Source organism: Lacrimispora sphenoides, from assembly GCF_900105215.1.
Classification (GTDB): Bacteria; Bacillota; Clostridia; order Lachnospirales; family Lachnospiraceae; genus Lacrimispora; species Lacrimispora sphenoides_A.
Genome location: NZ_FOIP01000001.1, coordinates 2,457,966 through 2,480,000, shown reverse-complemented (window position 1 = coordinate 2,480,000; position 22,035 = coordinate 2,457,966). Strand labels below are relative to the sequence as shown.

Sequence of the window (22,035 nt, the reverse complement as noted above, 5' to 3'; positions counted from 1 at the left end):
ATGTTCGGCTGTTTTTGTCAACCATTTTTTTCATTTTCTTCAAAACTTTTTCATCGCTCATCGATGTGTTTTAGAAGAAGTTTTGCCGCCGTTTTCAGCGGCGAGTTATATCATACCAAAGCATTTGACAAAAGTCAACATTTATTTTGAATTGTTTTTATAATTTGTTTTATTATGAATAATGCTTCTAATAAAATGCGCCAGCTATATATAAATGAAAGGTTAAATATAGATATAATGAAAGGTTAAATATAGATATAATGAATCCCGTAGGATTTAAAAAGAGATCGGTCCGTTGCTTTTCTCATGCCTTTTATTTTGCATATAGTCATTACACCAAATATATCGGAAGGGGCTGTGTTCTCTTCCCTAACCAGTGACTAAGTCTATCTTTCAACCTCCCCCTCCTATGTAACTATATAAAACAGGTTGTGGTTACAAGGCTATAACTTTCAGTAACCATTTTATGTCACCATATATATTTATTTGAAATTAAGTAACCAAGTAGGCTACTCTTATGTTATATTTATAGTAAAGTTTGCCGATATAAAATATAGTCGATTAGTAATTAAGAAGGAGGTGTTCCTATGACGCATCTTGGTTCAAGAATCCCAGTGCCCCGTAATTCAATGCCTGGCAATCTGACTTCACAAAGACCGGGCAGAATTAAATCCAATATCCAACGAAATAGATTCACATGGCTCGGTCCAGGTAATCTGATCAACAAAAGCTCTAGAATCATTTCATCTGACTGTATATACATAGGAATGGAATAACCAGAAACCAGAGCCAGCATCTTTGATTGTAAAGTTTAATAGCGTTGATGTCTATTGACTCCAGCCAAAGAAGCGATTCGAAATCAGCCAATTACTTGCATACAGGGTTATAGTAGCAGGTATTTTTTAATGTTAGGGGAAGAAAATGAAAGAAAAAAACAAAAAAGGATTCTTTAGCCTTTTCCAAAATGTAAGGCGCTCTGCGGAAACATCAGAAAAAATCAGTACAACTTCTGTCGTTTCATCTGAAGAATCCCATAATGAAGATCTTAATGAGACAGTATCCGATCCAACCGCACAAAAAAGTTCTGCCGCAACAACCGTATATCCCGAAATTGAATATGAAGCTCCCTCCACTTCTTTAATATGGGAGCCTTCCTATGATCCGCTTATTGTACGGATAGATGAAGAAGCATTATACAGTGAGTGCGCTCAGTTTTCCAGTAAAATGCAATCATTATCCAATGTTTTTAGACGGACATCCGAATCTACACAAGAGCAGGTTCCCCAGCCAAAAGCGGCTCAGGCCTATCTTTACGTTTCAAAGGACCGCATGGCTGCATGGTTTTTTGTGATCCCTCCATTTAACGATGGTCAGGATATAAAGGAAGAAGATTTAAAATCAATCCTCAATCAGGAGCATGTATCCATCGGTATTATGGAGGAGTCCCTGAAGTCAATTGTTGAAAACCAGATCTATGGTCAGGCCGTACTGGTTGCAAAGGGAATTCTGGCACGCAATGGAATTGATGGTTCTATTAAAGACCATTATAAACGGGATCTTAAGCTTGAATTTATAGAAGATGAAAACGGATCTGTGGATTATAAAAATTTAAATAATATTCAATCCGTTAAAGAAGGAGAAGTAATCAGCAGTATTTCTCTTGCTGTACCGGGAGAAAATGGTATGACCATAACCGGGCAGCCCTATCCCTGCACCATTAAAGGAACTGATGTCCACGTACCTGTTGGCCGCAATACTAGGCTTACGGAGGACCGGACTCTGCTGGTTTCCCAAAAGACAGGTCATGTAACATTTGTTAATGGAAAATTCCAGGTAGATCCTATCCTTAAGATAAATGGTAATATTGATAATAGTACAGGGAACCTGGATTATGACGGAGATATTTTGATTACTGGAGATGTAAGAAATGGCTTCTCGGTAAAAGCTACCGGAAGAATTGACATCCGAGGCTCCGTGGAAGGTGCTCAGATAACTGCCCTGGGATCCATTACAATTGCAAGCGGAATGTCAGGAAACGGCCGTGGTACTTTAACCTCTGACTCTGATGTTAAGTGCCGTTATTTGGAACATTGCACGGTCACTGCCAAAGGAAATGTTTATGCGGAAAGCATTATCAACTCCAAAATAGAAAGTGGTCAGGATATTATTGTTACCTCCGGCATGGGCGTCATTATCGGCGGTACTCTTTTGGCTGCAAACACCATTAATGCACGTGTGATTGGTTCTAAAGTACGGCGGCTCGTTACCGAATTAATCATTGCAAATGTACCAAGAAACGTAGAAGAATCCGCTCGGCTTGCCAGAGAGCTGGAGCAGCTTCACCATAATATGTCGGAAGTAAGAAAAAATATCACCTATCTTGAAACCACTCAAAGGCAGGATAGACAGCAGCTGCTTGATGATCTGAAACAGGCTTCCACTTATTTAAATCTCAGGGAACAGGAGATTACAAACCGCTTGGAAGAAATAACAGCAATCGATAAGGAGCAGTCCGGAATCATTCAATGCCAGCAGCTGCTGCCAGTGGTTCGCATACGGATCGGTTCTTCCAGTCTGCTGGTTCAGGAGGAATACTCCAGGAGTATTGTTTATAAAAACAGCGAAGGGGAAATTACGATCGGAAGTAATTAAATTAGAAGGAGGGAAGCTATAATGAAAAAAACAATTATGATTGTCGATGATTCAATTGTAACACGCAGCGAGATAGAGCAATTACTTAAAGGAACAGATTTTGACGTCATCTATCAATGTAGAAGCGGGGAAGAGGCTCTGGAAGCCTATGAAAGAGAAAAGCCCGATATTGTGACCATGGATATCATTATGCCAGGAATCGATGGTATCGAAGCTTCCAAACGCCTGTTGGAGCATCATCCGGAAGCAGGAATTATGATCATCAGCTCTCTTGCTTATGATGAAACACAGCAGATGGTTCAAAAATTAGGGTCCAACCTTCCTTTTGTTTTTAAGCCAATTAAAAAATCATATTTTATTGAGGCCCTGTTAAAAGTAAGTGATGCGATTTCCCATAAGTAAGGTCTTCACAACAATAGATCTTATATAACTAAAATGACATGTTATCTATTATTACATAGAAAAAGCCTAATGGAAAGTCTGTTTCTAAAGACCTTCCATTAGGCTTTTTCTTTTTATATATTAAAGACTGAACCAGTCGTTGAATCTGTAGAATCAAACTGATTGGAAATACTAAAGGAAGCCATTTGCATACGAAGCTTCATCAGTTCAATTAAATAAAGATAATCAGATTTAGCAGGTACAAGACTGCTGCTTTCTCCGTCCAAAGATAGATTGGACAGATAATCATAAGTACTTGATATGTCCGATGGGTATCCTGATACGTCTGAATATCCTGATACTTCTGAATCCCCCATATAATTCTTAACTTTCTTTACGTACTCCTGCGTTTCCTTAAAAGGAGGGATTCCTCCATATTTGCTTACATTGTTGCTTCCGGCATTATAGGCCGCCAGAGTGAGATCCACATTCCCTTTATACCGTTCCAGATTTTCTTTTAAATATTTAGCTCCCCCCATGATATTGCTTCTTGCATCATAAGGATCGTCCACTCCCAGAGATCTGGCGGTGGCAGGCATTAACTGCATCACTCCGGCAGCCCCCTTCTTAGAAGTTGCAGATGGGTTAAAATTCGATTCTGCCTTAGCAACCGCCTTTAACAGCTTTTCGGAAACACCGTATTTTTTAGACGCCTCTTTGAATATGGCTTCAAGATTTTCCGGAGCCTTTGCAACTGATTTTAAAATCTGTTTAAAATTCCCCTTGGCAGATGAAGCTGCCGTATATTCCGCCTGTCCTGCCTTTGCACTGGTAAGTGCAGACAGTTTTAACTGGTCTATTGTTGCCAAAATATAATCCTCCCGTCAATTTCCGATTTTTACGGAACCCATCTTCCTGAAGCATCCACCCAATAATTGCCGACATTAGTGCTGCTTACCATGCTGCCATCCGGATTTAAGTAATACCAGATCCCTGGCTGGGGCTGTATCCAGCCCGTAAGCATTTCTCCTCCGCCTGGGTTTAAATAATACCATTTCCCATTGACAAACTGCCAGCCCATGAGTAATTTTCCATCCTTGGGGTTTAAATAATACCATCTTTGGCCTGACAGGAGCCAGCCAGTCTGGTAAGTTCCATTCCCGTCAAAATAATACCAGTCATTTAATATCTGCTTCCAGCAATTCCTGGCGATTCCACCATCCTCCTGCTTGTAGGTATTTCCCTTCCATGAACCAGATGTATCTCCGTCATATTCCATAATGGTATCATCGGAAGTGACATAATCTCCTTCCTTCATATATTTCCGATCATCGGCTGTATAGCCGATTGCCCGGACTTCATAGTAATAAACAGCATCCTTATCCATGTATTCAGAAAGATCCACCGTATTGGTTTCAACAGAAATACGCTTCTTCAGTTTGTCATCTGCATACAGGGCAACCTGATAACCAGTAGCAAATTCAACTTTTTCCCACACAGCCTTCGTCATTTTGCTATCGCTCCAGCCGGCCCTGGCAGTTCTTCCTAAAATAACTACAGGAACATAATCCACCTTTATTTCCAGGGTATTGTTATCCAATGCTTTGGCGGAAACAAACTTTGCCCCTGTGATCTTGCACTCTGACCGGTTGTAGGTATTTGCAAATATTGAGGTGTCTGATGTTAAAAACACACTGACCCGTTCATTCTTTGCTGCCTTCCATTTGCTGATATCCCGTTTCCAGACAACTTCCTTAACTGATACTCCTGCATTCGTAGTAGAAATTCCAGGCATCAGTATTTCTTCATTCCCATACTGGCTGTCAAACTTAAGATTCACGCTTCGAATCACAACAGAATCGGCGGCAAAGGACATGACAGCCGGCAAGCATGTAAATGCTGCCACCAAAGCAGCAAGGAACATAGAATGCAGTTTTCTTTTCTTATCTCTCATCATTGTACCCATACTCCATCTTCATTTACCGGAAATCCATTGATTACCGTATTTACAGCCATCGTGCCATCCTGATTAAAATACCGCCACAGTCCATCGATCTTCTGCCAACCGGTTACCATGACTCCATCTTCCCCGGTAAAATAAGTACGCCCATTCCGGGTGATTAAGCCCTTTAGCATAGCACCCTCTAAGTTACCCTGTACAGTATTTAAATAATACCATCTACCTGCCTGGTTGATCCAGTCCTTCTGCATGGCACCCTGGCTGTTAAAATAATGATAATAGCCATCTATGACCTGCCAGTTCGTAGCGGCTGCTCCCATGGGAGCCTCGTAGCCGTTGTCCGGATAAAAATAATACCATGTATTGGCGATCTTATTCCAGCCGGTTACCATGGCTCCTTTGGAATTCATATAATAGATATCAGAATCCAGGATAAACCAGCCCGTTACCATCTTTCCTTCCTGGTCAAAGCGGTACCATACATCATCAAGTACCATCCAGGAATTAGCCTGAACAGTTCCATCGGCATACCGGTAGTACCACACTCCGGACTGCTGATCCCAGCCCTCTTTTATCCCAGAGCCATTTGTTGTACCCGCAGTTGTGTCAGAGTCTTTTCCAGTTCCATCGGATACATCCCGGTCCCTGATAACAAGTTCGTCTGACTCCACCCAGCTGCTCTTCTTTCCATTCTTAAGCTCATCCTGTTTGAAGGGAACAGAACGGATTTTGTAAGAATAGGTTCCTTCCTCTGTCATATACGGATAGAAATTATAGGAGGTAGCCTTTACCTGTTCCTTTTTTAAAATTATTTTTTTACCACAGTAAAGCCATAATTCATAAGCACCCGATGTGTTATCTCCTTTGGACCAGACAGCCTGGCCAAGCCTTGTGTCCTTCCAGCCCACGTCTTCCGGTTCCGCGTACAGGCCTTTAACAGGCTTCGTCCTTAAGGTGACAACCATATCACTGCCATTTCGCTTTGCACTGACATAGGAACCTCCCGTGATTTTCATCTTGGTAGCCTCATAAGAAGATTTAAAATAAGCATCGTACTCATCGGACGGAGTAAGTGTAACATTCATCCTGGGTTCTTCCCCCACCGATATATCCTTTGAGGTGGAGGTTACCCACTTTGCCTCCCTGACAGTGTACTTTTTATCGCCGGAAGTTACATAGCACTCCCCGCTTGTTTGATTAATTTTTATATCTGGCAAGCGGTCACCTGCCTCAATATTAAGTACCACCTTAATGCTGATTGAATTGATTGCCTCTGTTGCCATCGCTTTTACAGGGAAGAGACACAGGCAAAAAGCGACTAAAATTGCTATTGCCAATCCCCTCTTTTGTTGTCTCATGAAATCGCTCCTTTTTAATAAGTCCTTACACTACAGTTTATAATTTTTTATCGTTAAGTTACAGCGCAATTACTGTGTTTTCCTTTTTTTCAGCTGTTCCAGAAAAGCGAACTTCCTGACCATGGACTCCTGATAAGATGTCATATCAAAGAAACGGCTGCCATACCGGTAGCGTGGCGGTTCGTTCTCGCCTGACAATTTCTTTACCCATAAAATACAGCCCTTGAGCCTGGTACAGTCGCTGTCCGTTTCAAACAGAAAGGAAAAGATCTGCTCTACACTTAATTCAACTGCTGATTCAAGCCCGACCCCGCCTGCACTTAAATCTTTTATCTTAGCATCTATGTGTGTGACTTTTCCGTCTGAATCCGCCGTCTCCAGGGTAACCGGAAACGAAACTCTGACCTTAAGGTCACGACGCCTTTGTTCTATACCGATCAATTCGTCGATCACACACGGAACCTTATAGATCGCAGTACCGATCTCTCCAATCTCCTCGCCACTGATCTTTACTCTGCCTGACAAACGGCATTTGCATGTAACAAGCCCCTGAACACCGTCGTGAAATACGATTACAGATTCTGTGCTCACCTTATCCATATCTTCCTCATTAAAGATAAGCCCCATACTGTCCATATGGGAATCAACCACCTTTACCTCTGCGATAAAGATACCAGTTAAAGAAAAGACACTTGCTTTTTCACACTCAGTAAACATAAACTACTCCACCGTTTCCTCTTTAATTATTTCCTCTTTCATTAAATCCTCTTTAACTAAAGCTTCTTTCATTAAATCCTCTTCCTCTATTTCCTTTATAGGCTCCGGTGCTGGTTTTTCTGCCGAACCTGGTACACAATTTAAGAAATAAAGGTAAATATCCACAATAGCCTGATATAACTCCTCCGGCACCTGGCTCCCAAGCTCAAGCTGGGTCAAAATGGTTGCAAGAGAATTATCCTCATAAACGGGGACACCACTTTCATTGGCAGTTTCTATTATTTTTTCCGCCATATATCCCATACCGGAGGCCACGATAACAGGTGCAGAATTCTTTGCATCGTCATATTTTATCGCGACCGCTTTTTTATTTAATGTATTTTTAAATTCTGACATCAACTGAATTCTTCCTTTCATGGATTTTGGGAAATACCTCTACTGGAGAAGAGGGACCGCCCCCTGCCTGGAGATATAAGCTATCTGCCTGGAAATGATACCGCTCAAGGATATTTTTAATCTCCTTATAAATATTTCCTTCTGTTTTTTGCATCTTTTCCGGATAGAAAAGCTGTAAGGAGGCTGCATTATCCCCATAAAGAAGCAGAAGCTTAAACTGGCCCAATTCCCTGATATCAAATTTGACGAAAATTCTTGTCGTATGCTTTGCCCCCGCCTGGGTGCTGCTGCCCTCCTCATCAGGGTCAATCCACATTTCGGAAAATAGTTTCCGCCCGTCAATTTCCAGGGGGAACGCCAGATGCAAAAGGGGCATATAAACACTTTCATTTAAGACCAGAGATTGAAGCATATTCTGAAACATCTGCTTATTCTCAAGGCCGGTGCCTCCGCTCACACCGGTCTTTAGGAAATCAACGAACTTATCCGCCCATTGGTTTTTCCCTGCCGCCTGCTCTAAATCGACCTGATCAAGCAGTTCACCGAACTGCTCTGTAGTCATGGCTCCAAAGAATTTGCGAAAACCCTGGTAACCCGCCAGCTTGGAAAAGGACTGCAAAACCTCTTCCCTGTCCCCATTTTCATACCTGGCTATTAATACCGTTAAAAGTGATATCTTATCCCGTATCGTGCCCATATCGTGATTCATTGCGATATAACGGCCCAAAAAAGGAAGGATCTTCTCCTTTAAGAGTGCGCTGTTCTCTGAAGTTTGCCCTTCGGGAGCAGATAAGTCCAGTTCCTTTAGTAAAGCCTCTATCTGCTCTCTTGTCTGCTTAAAAACATATGCCTCCATATCCTTTACTGTATTAAATATATCATGAAGTATATGCTTACCGGAAGACATATCATTGAATTTTCTGATAAAATTCAAAATCTCTGCTTTTAAATCCACAGAAGTTGTTTCTGCCATCACATGACGCAGCTGGTCAAAAATGCCGCCGTTAAAGCGGACTGCTGATTCGGCCTGTTCCTTTAAAAAGGGTAGAATCTCTTCTCCCTGCATCTGAGCTGCTTCAAAAAAGGCTGCGATCTTCTGTGCTTCTTCTTCTCCCATGACTCCGCCCGTCAGCATTTCCTCACTCTGGAAAAAAATATCGGTCATAATTTTGGTAAGATCAGGTATGTTTTTTACCTGATTCAGAAATGAACCGAAATTCGAACCGTACTGGAATGCCAGCTGTTGATCCCCGTTTCCCCCGGAATCAGACCGGTTATCCGCCCGCGTCGCCTTTGAGGGATCTATTGGGTTCTGTATCTGGATTCCCTGGCCAGCCTGGGGGTTGTTTTTAATCGTGGAATTATCATAACCGGAAAGGGGTGTTGTAACTTTCAAAATATCTGCCATACTATGCCTCCAATTAACTGGTATTTTATATTATTTTCGAAAGGTTATTTAATTTGCTATTATTTTTTATCCAACCATACCGATAAATAGATATATACTAAACTAAACAAGGCGGTGTAAATACTATGGATAACGGCATGGATAATATGCTTGATATGTACCTCTTTGAAACCAATTCCCTCCTGGAGCAATTAGACGAGCTCCTGATAGAAGCCGAAAAAGCAGGAGATTTTACAGTAGATGACGTAAATGAAATCTTCCGCATCATGCACACAATCAAAGGATCTTCTGCTATGATGGAATTTTCCTCCCTGATGCAGATAGCACATCGTATTGAAGATTTATTCTTTTTTATCCGTGAGAATGGTCTTGATTCCCTTGACAGTTCCCACAAAGGCACTCTTTTTGATTTAATGTTCCGTTCTACTGATATGCTTCGTGCTGAAGTTTCAAAAGTAGAAAACAATGAACCACTTAGTGATAATGTCGACCATCTGACTCAAGAAATTAATAGCTTCCTGAAAAAAATCAGCGATGATAGCCCGACCGCTGCCGTGGAAAAAAATCATTCGGATAATTCACGTCCCCAAGAAGCTCCCCAGCCAGCACCGGTCGTTTCCACTCCCGTTTCTGCCACCAGCCTGGATGAGATCCGTTTGGACGTTGCAGAATGCCCAGAAGATCCGGCTGCCTTTTTCCTTCGTATCTTTTTTGATGAAGGCTGCGGAATGGAAAACCTTCGGGCTTTCATGCTTATCAGCGCATTAAAAGAATCCGGACTGGAGTTTAGCCATTATCCCACCGATGTGGAAACTAACAGCCAGAGCAGCGGATCCATAATTGAGAAAGGCTTTTTCCTGACGTTCCAATCCCGTGAGTCGGCTGATTCAGCCATATCACAGATCAATAATATGAACAACATCCGTTCCTATGAACTGATTGAAAATCCCCGCGCCAAGGCTGCTCCCAGTGAAGAAAAGAAGAATGCTGCGGCAGTTTCAGCCCCATCTGCAGGTGAAAGCACCCCGGCCCCAGGTTCTCCTGCCACTGGTAACGCTCATCAGATGCCGAGCAAACAGAATCTGATCAGCGTAAATCTGGCAAAATTAGACAACTTAGTGGCAATCGTCGGTGAGATTGTCATAACAGAATCCATGGTGACTTCCTCGCCTGATATCCAGAATTTAAAGAACCTTGACAGCTTTTTAAAGGCCACAAGACAGCTTCGCAAGTTGACCGATGACTTACAGGACATTGTAATGTCCCTGCGCATGGTGCCTGTTTCCGGTGTATTCCAGAAGATGAACCGTATCGTCCGGGATATGAAGCAAAAGCTGAAAAAAGATGTGCGCTTAACCATTATCGGTGAAAATACGGAAGTTGACAAGTCCATTGTGGACAGCATCGGAGATCCCATCATGCATATTGTCCGCAATTCCATGGACCATGGAATAGAAGAAACTGCCGAGGAACGTATTGCTGCCGGGAAAGATCCTCAGGGAGAACTGACTCTCTCAGCAAGCCATACAACCAACGAAGTTATCATTACCATCAGCGATGACGGAAAGGGTGTGAATCCGGAAGGAGTTCTTGCAAAAGCAAAGAGAAATGGCATTCTTACCAAACCGGAAAGCGAATACTCACAAAAAGAAATCTTAAACCTCCTTCTGGCTCCCGGCTTTTCTACCAATGAGATTGTCACTGAATTTTCCGGACGTGGAGTGGGCATGGATGTGGTCAAGAAAAATGTGGAGAATATCGGTGGTACCATAAGCATTTCCAGTGAATTAGGCAAAGGAATGTGCACTACCTTAAAAATCCCCCTCACCATGGCCATTGTGGATGGTATGGAGATCTCAGTAGGAAAATCTGTCTTTACCATCCCTATTGCGAACATCCGCCAGTCCTTTAAGGTGAAGAATGAAGAAGTGATCTATGACACGGAAGGCAATGAGATCGTAAGGTGCATGAACCAGTTCTACCCTATCTTCCGCATCCACAGGCTTTACAACATTGAAACAGAAATTACAAGTATTGAAGACGGAATTCTGGTTTGGGTGGAATCCGGTGACAAATCTTACTGTCTCTTTGTCGATGAGCTCTTAGGGGAACAGCAGGTTGTTGTAAAGCCTCTTCCAGTATTCTTAAACAGCTTTAACGTTAAGGATTCAGGTATCAGCGGCTGTACCATTCTTGGTGATGGCAGTATCAGCATCATATTAGATGTTTTAAACCTGTATGCCGCATCACAAAATCAGTATTAATAATTGGAATACCCTTTAGGTATACCTTTATGCCCAGAATCTTGGGCAAGCAAATTGAAATCGGAGGAATACAAATGCCAGCAGAAAATACAGCTACATCCGAAGCTTTTACTTCCGCTCGGACAGAAACCACGGAACGCTATTTAACCTTCCGCACAGAAAACCTTACTTTTGGTGTAAGCACCAATTATATCATTGAAATCATCACCAACCATACCATTACTGCCATGCCCGTGGTACCAAGATATGTAAAGGGGATCATCAACTTAAGAGGGCAGATCGTTCCCATCATGGATATCCGGTCAAGACTTGGCAAGCCGGACATAGAATATACCAACTCAAGCTGTATTATTGTTCTAAATGTGGATTCTGTATTTATTGGAATCATCGTGGATTCTGTGGAGCAGGTTCTTGATATTGATTATTCCAGAATCTCACCGGTTCCGGCCAATAACCGGGAAGAACTGGTCAGCGGTATGATATCCGTTTCAGATAACCACATTGTCCTTCTTCTGGACTGCGAGACCTTAGTCAATAACTCATAAAGGACGGCTACTCTATGTTAACAATTTCGCAGCATGATTTCATACGGCTGGTGGATTTCATGAAAAAAAATTACGGAATCGACCTGTCTAAAAAGATGCAGCTCATTATGGGAAGATTGTCAAACACCATCATTTCCATGGGATACACTTCCTTCACAGATTATGTGGATCACATTCTTTCATCAAAGAATCAGGCTGATCTGGAAATAATGCTCAACAAGCTTACAACCAACTATACTTACTTTATGCGGGAAGAGGCACATTTTAATTTTTTTCGTGATACCGTTCTTCCTAATCTTATAAACACAAAAAAGAATAAAGTTTTAAGCATTTGGAGCGCCGGATGTTCATCCGGCGAAGAACCTTATACCATCTCCATGATTATCAAGGATACTCTGGGGTCCCAGGCCGCCCTCTGGGATACCAGGGTCCTTGCCACAGATATTTCCCAGAATGCTTTAAAGGCCGCAAAGGAAGCGGTATATGATGAGGAATCCTTAAAGAACTTATCTCCTGCATGGAGATCCAAATACTTTGTCAAATCCCCGGAGCAGGGATTATATTCCGTAGCTCCGGCAATAAAATCAAATGTTATTTTTCAGACCTTTAATCTTATGGACCCCATTCGATTCCGGTTAAAATTTGATATTATTTTTTGCAGAAATGTCATGATTTATTTTGATCAGAATACAAAAGACGGGCTGATTCAGCGATTCTATGATGCAACAGCCCCAGGCGGATACTTATTTATCGGGCACTCCGAAACAATCAACAAAGAAAAAACGCCTTACCGGTATTTAATGCCGGCTACTTACCGAAAAGAATGATCTGCGTAATATAAAATCTATTTACTGTCTCTCCATTTCAGTAGATGGATTTTATATTACACGGATTTTGGATTGCAGTTCGACTGCAGTGTGGGCTCTGCCAATAAAGCGTGGGCAGATAAGAAGAAATAACAGGAGGAATAAATTATGGCAAAAAAAATCCGAGTTTTCATAGTAGATGATTCCCTGCTGTTTCGCAAGGTATTAATTGATAATCTCTCTCAAAATCCCAATATAGAAGTGATCGGATATGCAGTCGATGCATTTGACGCAGAACGAAAGATTCCTTTACTTAAACCAGACGTAGTGACGCTTGATGTAGAAATGCCCATGATCAATGGTATTGAATTTGTAAAAAAACTTCTTCCTAAACATCCTGTTCCAGTCATTTTAGTCTCTTCTCTTAATTTAAACGTGTTTGAAGCCCTTTCCGCAGGCGCCGTGGACTTTGTAAGAAAACCTGACATGTCCAGCAGTAATACTGCCAGCACATTCTTAAATACCTTGATCAGCAAAATTTTTATTGCTTCCCGTGCAGTCATTAAAGTCCCGGTTTCTCCCCCTGCTCTCATAGAGCCAGGGAATTCTGCCATGGGAAAAACGGCCTTCTCCTTGAATGCCTCTAATACCATAATTGCCATAGGCGCTTCCACAGGCGGAACTGAAGCTACTCTCCAGGTGCTTAAAGACCTTCCTGCAGACACGCCTGGAATTGTGGTCACACAACATATGCCGGAGGGCTTTACCAAAATGTATGCAGACCGTTTAAACCGGCTTTGCGCCATGAATGTGAAAGAAGCCCAAAGCGGGGATCCCATTGAAAGGGGTCAAGTGCTGATTGCTCCCGGTGACCTACAGATGAAGGTAGTTAAAATGGGAAGCCGTTACACGGTAAGCTGCTATCCAGGTGAAAAAGTAAGCGGACACCGTCCTTCCGTGGACGTTCTATTCCAGTCCATTGCCGATACAGCCGGAGCCTCCTCCGTGGGGATCATCATGACCGGCATGGGACGTGACGGGGCCGAAGGACTTCTCAATATGAAAAAGAAGGGAGCCTTTACCATTGGGCAGGATGCAGAAAGCTGCGTTGTTTACGGAATGCCAATGGTAGCCTATAATATAGGAGCTGTTACCAGGCAGGTGTCCTGCGCAAATATAGCAGGCGTCCTGATGAAGCACTTAAGTTCTCTTTAATTTAGAAATTCTGTTCCTGAAGTTAATATTTTCTTAAAACTGACGATATTATAAATGTAAAGAAAAAGCAGCCTTTGATGAGCCACCAGGCAAATCGAACTTCCTTATAAAATTCTTAGAAAGGAGTAAATAAATGCGTATTTCACAGAACTATTACGGTACGTTGTATAATACCTCCATGATACGGCAAAACCAGGATCAAAATGATATCACCCCTTCTGAATCCGGCAAGAACAATTACGATGAAATCACGATCCGTTCCGTTCCTCAGGAAGCAATGGATACCAAGTTCATCTCAAGCCTTAAAGATGCTCTTATGAAAGAAGTAAAGCAGACCACATCAGAAGAAAAGCTGAATCTCTTAAGACAAAAGATTGAAGACGGAACCTATCAAGTAGATGCCAACAAGATTGCCGAAAGAATTCTTTTATACAAAGGAGCCGATTTCCATGAATAATTTTATCGCAGTAATTGAGGATATGATCCAGCTTTTTGAAGACCTGGTTAAAGTTGAACAGGTTAAACTGGAAGCCGCTAAGAAAAATCGGGTCACTTATGTGGAAGATTGCATGAACAAAGAACAGGCCGCCATTTTAAAGCTGAGAGGCCTTGATAAAAAGCGTGAGGATTGCCAGGAACAGCTTGGCATGAAGGGTGATACTTTCCAGCAGATACTTTCAAAAGTCTCAGAGGACGAGGAACGTGATAAGCTGAAAGAACTGTTTGACAGGCTTTCCAATCAGGTCAGGCTGTTTCAGGAAATAAGTGACGGTGCACGAACCATGATAGAAATCAATCTTCACATGATAAACAAAGCCATTCAGAATTCCCAAGGGAAAATGGCTCCAGACAATGCAAAATGGGAGGGATTATTATGACACGCTCTACTTTCTCCGGCTTTACTATTGCCCAACTGGCCATGACTGCCAGCCAGAGGGCCATTGATGTAACCGGACAGAATATAGCAAATATTAACACAAAAGGCTATACAAGACAGAGGGTGGATCTTGCAAGCTTTAATACAAGAGGCGCCGATTCTATGAGCACCGGACCTGGTTCAAAAATCGGTTATGGTGTTGAGATTACCGGCATTTCACAGATAAGAGATCCATTTTTAGATGTTCAGTTCCGAAATCAAATTGCCAAGGTGGGAACGGCAGATGCAAGACAGACTACCTTAGATCAATTAGCCGATATTTTTGATGAAACCGATAAGGAAGCACTAAAAAAGGCTCTCAGTGATTTAAGTTCCAGCCTTGATCAGCTGTCCGCCAATGCAAATGACAGCGAGTTTGACAGCATAGTCCGTTCCAGGGTTCAGGTCATTGTAAATTACATACATCAAAAGGCCGCTGACTTAAAAAGCGTTCGGGAGGAAACCATCAATGGCCTGGAGAATACGGATATACCTGCCATTAACGGTCTTCTATCTGACATCGGAGAGTTAAACGATGCCATCTGGAAGAGCCAGGTACAAGGTAACCCAGCTCTGGAGCTTTTGGATAAGAGAAATGAAAAGTTTGATGAGCTTGCCGGCTACCTTCCCATCACTGTTACTTACAAGGATGTGGTTGTCGCTTCAGGAGCTAAATTTGAGTATCCGGTTGTAAATTTCAGAGGCAGCGATGGAATGACCTTTCCTCTTACAGCAGGAGAACATGGCGAAAATGTCGCATCAATTTCTATGACACGAAACAAAGGATTCAACGGTGAGCCTGACGGTAAGGTTTCCATATCATTGATTCCTGCCAGTAATTTCTCCAGCGATGCGGATGTAAGCTCCCTAAAGACGGATATTACCAATTACCTGAAAGAGGGAAGTTTAAAAGGAACTGTAGATGTATTGAATAAATCGGGAGAACTGGACCATCCTTCTTCCGACTACAGAGGAATTGGATATTACGAAAAATCCTTTGAAGCTTTTGTACAGACTTTTGCTAATACCTTTAATGAATTGAATGGCAATACGAAACCTTATACCGGCGTGACTCTGCTGCCGACTATAGGTACGGCATTAAAGGACACTGATGGAAAAGCAGTTTTCAGAATGGATTACTCAAAGGCGACCGGAAACTTCTTAACAGGAGAAAAAATTACGATCAATGGTGAGACTTATACATTTGGCGACGGAAACGGTATAAACGATATATCCATTGGAGCAACTCTTGAAGAAAGTTTAAAAAACCTGACTGATAAATTGAATAACGGCACAACTCCATCAATGCTTGTAGATGGAAACAGTGAAGCAGGTGAATGGTCCTATAATTCCGGAAAGCTGGAATGGCGCAGCACAAATTCTGTACCAACGAATGTGGACAGCATCAAAACCCCCGGTGATAAGGATATGTCCATTGTCTATAAAGCAAATCCTCTCAATGTTAGAAACTTTGATTTGTTCCAGACCTCCGATGGAAGCAACCGCTTTACCGCCAGCAACATTAAAATATCCGATGACTGGATGAACAACACCATTCACATCATCGCTTCTCATAAGGAGGATGCTGGTTCCACTGCCAATGACAACATTATAAAAATGCTGAAATCCCTGACTGATGAACGGGTTTTCAAATATGAATACACCTACATGGACACCAACGGAGTCGCTCAAACCGGATTTATTACCCACTATACCGGAAACTTTTCCCAGTGCTATTCTAATCTGGAAAACACCCAGGGTATTGACAGCTCTGCCAATAAAGCGATTCTTAATAACCACATATCTGTGCTTCAGCAGACTGCAGACAGCAAGGATGCCGTATCAGGTGTCTCTTTAGATGAGGAAGGCATTAGTCTGATGCAGTACCAAAGATCCTTTTCAGCTGCCGCCCGTCTTATGACAACCCTTGACGAAGCACTGAATACATTAATAAACAATACAGGCATTGTAGGAAGATAGGAGGTTTCTAATGAGAATTTCAACCAATGCGATTATACGGAATTATAAAAGCAATCTTGCGGCTTCCATAGCTAACTTAAATACGTCCAGAAACCATGTTATGACTCAACGAAACTTTAACAGCGTCTCGGAGAACCCTGCATCTGCAGCCCGTGCATCTCAGCTTCACCGCAAATACTACAAGAATCTGGATAATTTGAACACACTATCGGACGTTCAGTCCCGTCAGGATGGACAGGAAGATGCGCTCATGCAGGTATCTAATGCTATAAAAACAATTAGTTCTGATTATAGCCTACAGGCTATGAGCGGTGACAAGCAGACACCGGAAACGCGGCAAACCTTTGCAACTGCAATCCGTCAGTTTCAAAAATCCATGGTCTTAAGCCTTAATTCCACCTATGAGGATACATTTTTATTTGCCGGAGCAGACGGTAAGAATCCTCCCTTTACGCTCTCTGAAGATGGAAAGACCCTTACTTACCGGGGCATTGATGTGAATGCCGAACCCGGAAGTCAAGATTATAAAACTCTTGCAAATTTGTCCAAAGAAACCCTTTATGTTGATTTAGGGCTGGGGCTTTCTCTCGATGGAGCTGACCGTGTCGTGCCTTCCAGCGCATTTAATCTTTCTCTTCCCGGTATAAAGGCCATTGGATACGGACAAGATGCAGCTGGTGTGAGCAATAATGTCATTGTTTTAGCCGGCCAGTTGGCTGATGCCCTGGAGGAAGGTAACTTTGATGCAGACGCTTATGGAAAACTTGCAAACAAGTTCAAAGACTTAGGAACCAACGTATTAAATGAAGTCACGAATCTGGGTGTTAAATCTGAGTTTTTAACTACTACAAAAGACCGTCTTGAAAATAACGATATTTCTCTACAGGAACAAATGTTAAAGGTGGAAGGAATAGACCCTGCTGATGCTATTACCGATTATATGTGGAATCAGTATGCATACAATGCAGCCCTAAAGGTAGGAACAAGCATCTTATCTCCATCTTTTATTGATTTCATGAAGTAAAGTTGATGGAGGTGTGATATAATGGAACCATTGCTTAGAATTACGACCATACCGATTAAATACGAACTGAAAATTCAGAGAGCAAAATTGGAATATTCCAGTTCTAAGTCTGACCTGATAACCGACAGAAACAAGGGCGGCCTGACTGTAAAAAACCGCCCTACTAAATTGTATCTGGATACGTTCGATGCACGTAATTCAGTCTGTCCCACTACAATGGAAAGTGTGCGGCAATCTGCTGCCATGGGTAAATCAGCCGCCATGGAGGCTACTGCTGCATACGCAGAAGAAGGTGCTATATTGTTAGACCCTAACATCTCAAATCCCCTTGACTTAATATTCAGTCAGCGTGCCCAAATGCCTACAGGAGAATTCGGATTACAATTCCTTCCTAATACAGGGCCTAATATTGAATGGTCCGAACCTGACTTTTCTATGCAATACGAAATGGATAGAATGAGTTTTGACATAAAAATAGCAAATGGACAATTTGAATTTATACCCGGAAACGTTGAGCTGTCTATCACCCAAATGCCTGATGTGAATATTGAATATATTGGAAAGCCTCTTTATGTTCCGCCTAGCGCAGCCGATTTATTCGAGCATACTTCGGTAGATCTTATCGCTTAATCCTGTACTCTGGAGGTATTTATGGAAATTAGTACACAATATTTTGGCAAGATTTCTTGCTCAGAAAAAGAATTCATACATTTTTCTGATGGATTGTTTGGTTTTGCCGACTTGAAAAATTATGTTCCTCTGGCCTTTCAGGAGAATAGCGATGCGTTGATCTGTCTGCAGTCTATAGATGATTTAAGCGTTTCCTTTATTCTTATGAATCCATTCCAGTTTTATGAAAAATACGAACCGGAATTATCCCAAGAGGATCAAAAACTTCTAAAAGTTTCTGACGGCGAGGATAAGATTTCTTATTATGTTATCAGCGTAATCCATGATCCAATGGAGAGCAGTACGGTAAACTTAAAGGCTCCTATTGCGGTAAATACGGAAACCCGGGAAGGCAGACAGGTAATTTTGGACAATCCTCTTTACCGCTTCCGTCATCCACTTAAGGATTTTATAAAAAAGGGGGAGTCGTATGCTGATTCTTCAAAGAAAAAATAATCAGTCCCTTACAATTGGTGACAATATAACTGTTTCAATTGTTGAAATTGGAAATGATTGGGTTAAGTTAGCTATTGATGCACCAAAAGAAATTTCAATTCTTCGAACAGAGCTATTGGAGGCTGCCTCAGCTAATCAGGAGGCCGCTTCCTCCAGCCTAAACGAAGACTCTATTTCTAAAATCAAGGACTTGATGAGTCAGTCAAAAAACAGCGGAAATACCTGATTTTATTTAGGTATTTCCGCTGTTTTTTCTTTTGTATCTTCTTCTTTTGTATCTTCTTCTTTTGTATCTTCTTCTTTTGTATCTTCTTCCGCTTCTATTTTTTCTTTCGTATTTACTTTCTGATATCTTTTCCACATATGCAGAAAAACTGTCTTTTTCGAGATCCGGAACTTCTCTCCAATTTTGCTTCCAATCATCCTTACGAAATATCTTACAAGACGGATAAGCCAAAAATAGGGAAGAAGTATGCTGAAGTTCTCCAATGCAGGATATATAGTCTCCATATACTCTCGGTCTGGAAAAAGCCAAGCTACCAGCCTTAGGAGTTCTTCTCTTTTCCTGTCTCTGGAATAACAGTCGGCAACTGTTTTGATCAAAGGCAGGAACTGGGAACTGATTTCACGCCCTTCTGTACCTTTGCTGAAGATGTAGGATTCCATGGCATCATATATTTCCACATTTTCAATTCCCGCCCCAGTGCCAAACCAGCGGAGGATGAGATATTCCAGACGTTCCGCAAATTCTTCTATTTTAAGCTCCTTTAAACGTTCGTAAATATATGGCCAAGAAAAGAATTCCCCTTGGTTTTTATAAAATACCCAAAAATCAATAATCTGGCTTAAGCTAATATCCCCTCTGGCATAAGAATCTGTTAGCCTGCACATGAGGAATAAATATATCTCACTGGCATTCATCTCCCGAATATAATTCATACTCTTTTTATTTGGCAAAGAATGAAGTAGATTGATATAAAACTTTTGCATTAACCTGCTGAAAAACATGGTTTGGTTGAAGCACAAAACTTTGTTCCCTGGAACTCGATAGTACAGCTCCCCTCGAATTTCTGTATATCGCTCTTCAAAATCCGCTTCCCAGAGAAGTGTTCTGATAGTCTGGGCATACTTCTTTTCCGTACCAATCTCTATAAATTCCCTGCAGCACATTTCTTCAATGGGATAGCATTTAACAAAATCAGAATAGTTTAAAAAAAAGCAGTTAATCCCGTTCCTTTCCAGAAGAGCTTGTACCTGCTTTTCTGTTGAACGCAAACGTTCAACCCGATGAACGGATTCTAAATATTTCCCAAAAAATCGCTGACGGATAGACTGAGGTATCTCTTCATCTAATCCCATAATTCCGTAATATACAACATGAGCCACACGATGATAATCAGCAAGCCGAAACATCTTATCCCAATTTAAATTCCTCAGCGGTGCCGGCGATTCCTTCTGGTTCATCACAGATGACAGCAGTGTTATTAAATACCGTTCTTCGTATCCTTTACTCATTCACGATTCCACCTTTAATCAATATACGGTTTCCTGCAGACGGCCTATCATTTACCGCTGTAAAATAATACCTCTTATATTATATATCGGTTTTTTTGAAGCAATCTTAACTTTATCAGACAGTAGTTCGATAAATAAAATAGAAATGAATAATATTACTAAAGAAAAGGTGAATGTGTTGAATACCATCCAATATATCCTGTTTCGAACTCTGTTTATGACTGTTATACCTTTTATGGCCTCTCCTTCCTTCGATCAGCCAATCCCAGCAGGAAGTGGAACAGAAGTTGTTTCAGACTATTCTCAAAATGAAAGCCTTGAACCGGCTGCAGCTGATTTTCCCCAAGAGGGAAGGTATGACCTTATGCTGGACAGCGTATGCGGCCCTCTTACCTACTATAACCAGAATGATGCGAGGTGGGGCGGCTTTCTATATGGGGGAAAGGATCCTCTTTCCACCTATGGCTGCGGCCCTACCGTTATGGCTATGGTTGTCACAAGCCTTACCGGTAATCAGGTGCTTCCTCCTGATATGGCTGCGTGGGCGGCAGCAAATAAATCCTGGGCACCAGGCCAGGGTTCTTTTCACCGTCTGATTTTAGACAGCGCCCTGGCTTATGGCCTAAATGCCACGCCAGTTAAGGATTATACGGTCCAGGGGCTGGAGAATGCATTAAATTCCGGACATGTGATTGTAGCCCTTATGAAGAAAGGGCATTTTACCCAGAATGGGCATTTTATTATTCTTACCCGCTTTACAGTAGAGGGTCAGATAAAAATTGCTGATGCCAATCAATACAATAATTGTCTATTAGACTGGGATCCCGCACTTATATTGAAAGAATTAAACTATCATGCTTCAAATGGAGGGCCTCTTTGGATGATCGGCCCTCCGAATTAACGAATCGTACTTCCACGGTCTTTATTGATAGAAAGAGTCCTTTCCTGATAACCGCATGCTTATGTAGCGATCCGCCTCAATGGTCCGTTTCAGCGCCAGCTGAATGCTCTTTCTCTTCTCCACCAACATCCCTGCAATAGGACTGTCAGGATTCCTGCCTCCATCGCAGTTAAGCCATTCTCTAACCTGACTGCCGTCTTCCGGTGATAGGGCGGATACGAGGCAATCTACGTTCCTGGTACATACATCTGCTTTGTTCATTTCATCCTGGCGCATACCCAATAGTAGTTGAACCGATTCCCTGTCATTTCGAGATAGGGCATCTCCCATCTCCCGGGTAATGCGCTCAATTTCGACAATAAACGTATATTTTTTCTGCATCTCTTTAAGAATTTCAAACAGAATGGATTCTTCCATGTGCATCCTCCCTCATTCTCATAAATGAATATTAAATAGCCGGAGAGAAAATCTTCCCTCCGGCACCACTTTTTAACTGCTTAACTTCTGCGCTTCTTTGAAGGCATCTCTCAATTCTACTATCAAGGGTCTGACTTCTTCAATCACCTTTGGATTTCTTCCCGCGCTAATCCGGCTGAACTCATAAAGAAAGAAATCATACAACCGTTTCAGCTCGGAGCTTATTTCATATTTATGATTCAAAGTATTTTTTAAATAATTAACAATTTCAACGGAACGCTGCATGGATTGGTCAAAAAGCACATAATCCTTTTTCTCCAGGGCAAGCTCCGCTCTAGTCAGACGCTTTAATAACTCATCATACAGGAGACCAAGCATCTCTCCAGGAGTCATGGTATTTACCGCCTGCGTTTTGTAATTCTGATAACCATAGGCATTCATGTTCTACACCGCCA

23 protein-coding genes are annotated in these 22,035 nt (G+C 41.9%); 14 read left to right on the top strand and 9 right to left on the bottom strand.

Features of this window, described 5'->3' with window-relative positions; genetic code table 11:
* Positions 1 to 921 precede the first annotated feature (921 nt).
* Together BMW45_RS11250 and BMW45_RS11245 are read left to right on the top strand one after the other, a co-directional pair.
* Positions 922 to 2,652 (top strand): DUF342 domain-containing protein, encoded by a 1,731-nt coding sequence (locus BMW45_RS11250; RefSeq protein ID WP_092243468.1) that lies wholly within the window; start codon positions 922 to 924, stop codon positions 2,650 to 2,652.
* 21 nt (positions 2,653 to 2,673) lie between these two features.
* A complete protein-coding gene (locus tag BMW45_RS11245; protein ID WP_025229759.1) occupies positions 2,674 to 3,054 on the top strand; it encodes a response regulator transcription factor in 381 nt (126 codons plus the stop codon).
* Positions 3,055 to 3,167: 113 nt separating this feature from the next.
* Here the strand turns inward: BMW45_RS11245 and BMW45_RS11240 are convergent, their stop codons facing one another.
* The 6 genes from BMW45_RS11240 to BMW45_RS11215 all read right to left on the bottom strand — a co-directional run bounded on the left by BMW45_RS11240 (position 3,168) and on the right by BMW45_RS11215 (position 8,872).
* A complete protein-coding gene (locus tag BMW45_RS11240) occupies positions 3,168 to 3,902 on the bottom strand; it encodes a lytic transglycosylase domain-containing protein (RefSeq protein ID WP_330390740.1) in 735 nt (244 codons plus the stop codon).
* 29 nt (positions 3,903 to 3,931) lie between these two features.
* Complete coding sequence (locus BMW45_RS11235) at positions 3,932 to 4,990, bottom strand: N-acetylmuramoyl-L-alanine amidase family protein (RefSeq protein ID WP_166433329.1); 1,059 nt, start codon at positions 4,988 to 4,990, stop codon at positions 3,932 to 3,934.
* Complete coding sequence (locus BMW45_RS11230; protein ID WP_092243462.1) at positions 4,987 to 6,351, bottom strand: N-acetylmuramoyl-L-alanine amidase family protein; 1,365 nt, start codon at positions 6,349 to 6,351, stop codon at positions 4,987 to 4,989. The genes BMW45_RS11235 and BMW45_RS11230 overlap by 4 nt, the downstream gene beginning before the upstream one ends.
* Positions 6,352 to 6,420: 69 nt before the next feature.
* Entirely contained in the window at positions 6,421 to 7,068 is a 648-nt protein-coding gene (locus BMW45_RS11225; RefSeq protein ID WP_092243459.1) for a PilZ domain-containing protein, read from the bottom strand.
* A gap of 3 nt (positions 7,069 to 7,071) precedes the next feature.
* Positions 7,072 to 7,464 carry an EscU/YscU/HrcU family type III secretion system export apparatus switch protein gene (locus tag BMW45_RS11220; RefSeq protein ID WP_092243456.1) on the bottom strand — a complete coding sequence of 131 codons (393 nt, stop codon included), beginning with the start codon at positions 7,462 to 7,464 and terminating at the stop codon, positions 7,072 to 7,074.
* Positions 7,451 to 8,872: a hypothetical protein gene (locus tag BMW45_RS11215; RefSeq protein WP_092243454.1), complete on the bottom strand. Its 1,422-nt coding sequence runs from the start codon at positions 8,870 to 8,872 to the stop codon at positions 7,451 to 7,453. The genes BMW45_RS11220 and BMW45_RS11215 overlap by 14 nt, the downstream gene beginning before the upstream one ends.
* A gap of 125 nt (positions 8,873 to 8,997) precedes the next feature.
* Between BMW45_RS11215 and BMW45_RS11210 the strand changes: the two genes are divergently transcribed.
* The 11 genes from BMW45_RS11210 to BMW45_RS11160 all read left to right on the top strand — a co-directional run bounded on the left by BMW45_RS11210 (position 8,998) and on the right by BMW45_RS11160 (position 18,973).
* Positions 8,998 to 11,136, top strand: coding sequence for a chemotaxis protein CheA (locus BMW45_RS11210; RefSeq protein ID WP_207649066.1), 2,139 nt, complete (start codon positions 8,998 to 9,000; stop codon positions 11,134 to 11,136).
* Between the two features lie 74 nt (positions 11,137 to 11,210).
* Positions 11,211 to 11,681, top strand: a complete 471-nt coding sequence (locus BMW45_RS11205) for a chemotaxis protein CheW (RefSeq protein WP_054790151.1) — start codon at positions 11,211 to 11,213, stop codon at positions 11,679 to 11,681.
* Between the two features lie 14 nt (positions 11,682 to 11,695).
* On the top strand, positions 11,696 to 12,508 hold the full coding sequence (locus tag BMW45_RS11200) for a CheR family methyltransferase (protein WP_092243451.1): 813 nt from the start codon (positions 11,696 to 11,698) through the stop codon (positions 12,506 to 12,508).
* Positions 12,509 to 12,655: 147 nt separating this feature from the next.
* Positions 12,656 to 13,702, top strand: coding sequence for a protein-glutamate methylesterase/protein-glutamine glutaminase (locus BMW45_RS11195; RefSeq protein ID WP_092243448.1), 1,047 nt, complete (start codon positions 12,656 to 12,658; stop codon positions 13,700 to 13,702).
* 133 nt (positions 13,703 to 13,835) lie between these two features.
* Positions 13,836 to 14,159 carry a flagellar biosynthesis anti-sigma factor FlgM gene (locus BMW45_RS11190; RefSeq protein ID WP_092243445.1) on the top strand — a complete coding sequence of 108 codons (324 nt, stop codon included), beginning with the start codon at positions 13,836 to 13,838 and terminating at the stop codon, positions 14,157 to 14,159.
* Complete coding sequence (gene flgN / locus BMW45_RS11185) at positions 14,152 to 14,580, top strand: flagellar export chaperone FlgN (RefSeq protein WP_166433328.1); 429 nt, start codon at positions 14,152 to 14,154, stop codon at positions 14,578 to 14,580. Before BMW45_RS11190 ends, flgN begins: the two co-directional genes overlap by 8 nt.
* Positions 14,577 to 16,598, top strand: a complete 2,022-nt coding sequence (locus BMW45_RS11180; protein ID WP_166433327.1) for a flagellar hook-associated protein FlgK — start codon at positions 14,577 to 14,579, stop codon at positions 16,596 to 16,598. Before flgN ends, BMW45_RS11180 begins: the two co-directional genes overlap by 4 nt.
* Positions 16,599 to 16,608: 10 nt before the next feature.
* Positions 16,609 to 17,622, top strand: a complete 1,014-nt coding sequence (locus BMW45_RS11175) for a hypothetical protein (protein WP_092243436.1) — start codon at positions 16,609 to 16,611, stop codon at positions 17,620 to 17,622.
* 21 nt (positions 17,623 to 17,643) lie between these two features.
* Positions 17,644 to 18,252: a DUF6470 family protein gene (locus BMW45_RS11170; RefSeq protein WP_092243435.1), complete on the top strand. Its 609-nt coding sequence runs from the start codon at positions 17,644 to 17,646 to the stop codon at positions 18,250 to 18,252.
* Positions 18,253 to 18,273: 21 nt separating this feature from the next.
* Entirely contained in the window at positions 18,274 to 18,747 is a 474-nt protein-coding gene (fliW, locus tag BMW45_RS11165) for a flagellar assembly protein FliW (RefSeq protein ID WP_092243434.1), read from the top strand.
* Complete coding sequence (locus tag BMW45_RS11160) at positions 18,722 to 18,973, top strand: carbon storage regulator (protein ID WP_092243433.1); 252 nt, start codon at positions 18,722 to 18,724, stop codon at positions 18,971 to 18,973. Before fliW ends, BMW45_RS11160 begins: the two co-directional genes overlap by 26 nt.
* Positions 18,974 to 18,975: 2 nt before the next feature.
* On the opposite strand, the gene BMW45_RS11155 is transcribed toward BMW45_RS11160, so the two are convergent.
* Positions 18,976 to 20,262 carry a nucleotidyltransferase domain-containing protein gene (locus BMW45_RS11155; protein ID WP_092243432.1) on the bottom strand — a complete coding sequence of 429 codons (1,287 nt, stop codon included), beginning with the start codon at positions 20,260 to 20,262 and terminating at the stop codon, positions 18,976 to 18,978.
* A gap of 178 nt (positions 20,263 to 20,440) precedes the next feature.
* On the opposite strand from BMW45_RS11155, the gene BMW45_RS11150 reads away from it, so the two are divergent.
* Entirely contained in the window at positions 20,441 to 21,163 is a 723-nt protein-coding gene (locus BMW45_RS11150; protein WP_166433326.1) for a C39 family peptidase, read from the top strand.
* A 21-nt stretch (positions 21,164 to 21,184) separates the two neighbouring features.
* On the opposite strand, the gene BMW45_RS11145 is transcribed toward BMW45_RS11150, so the two are convergent.
* Both BMW45_RS11145 and fliS read right to left on the bottom strand, forming a co-directional pair.
* Positions 21,185 to 21,580: a hypothetical protein gene (locus BMW45_RS11145; protein WP_092243426.1), complete on the bottom strand. Its 396-nt coding sequence runs from the start codon at positions 21,578 to 21,580 to the stop codon at positions 21,185 to 21,187.
* Positions 21,581 to 21,652: 72 nt separating this feature from the next.
* Positions 21,653 to 22,021, bottom strand: coding sequence for a flagellar export chaperone FliS (fliS, locus tag BMW45_RS11140; RefSeq protein WP_092243424.1), 369 nt, complete (start codon positions 22,019 to 22,021; stop codon positions 21,653 to 21,655).
* Between the last annotated feature and the right edge of the window lie 14 nt (positions 22,022 to 22,035).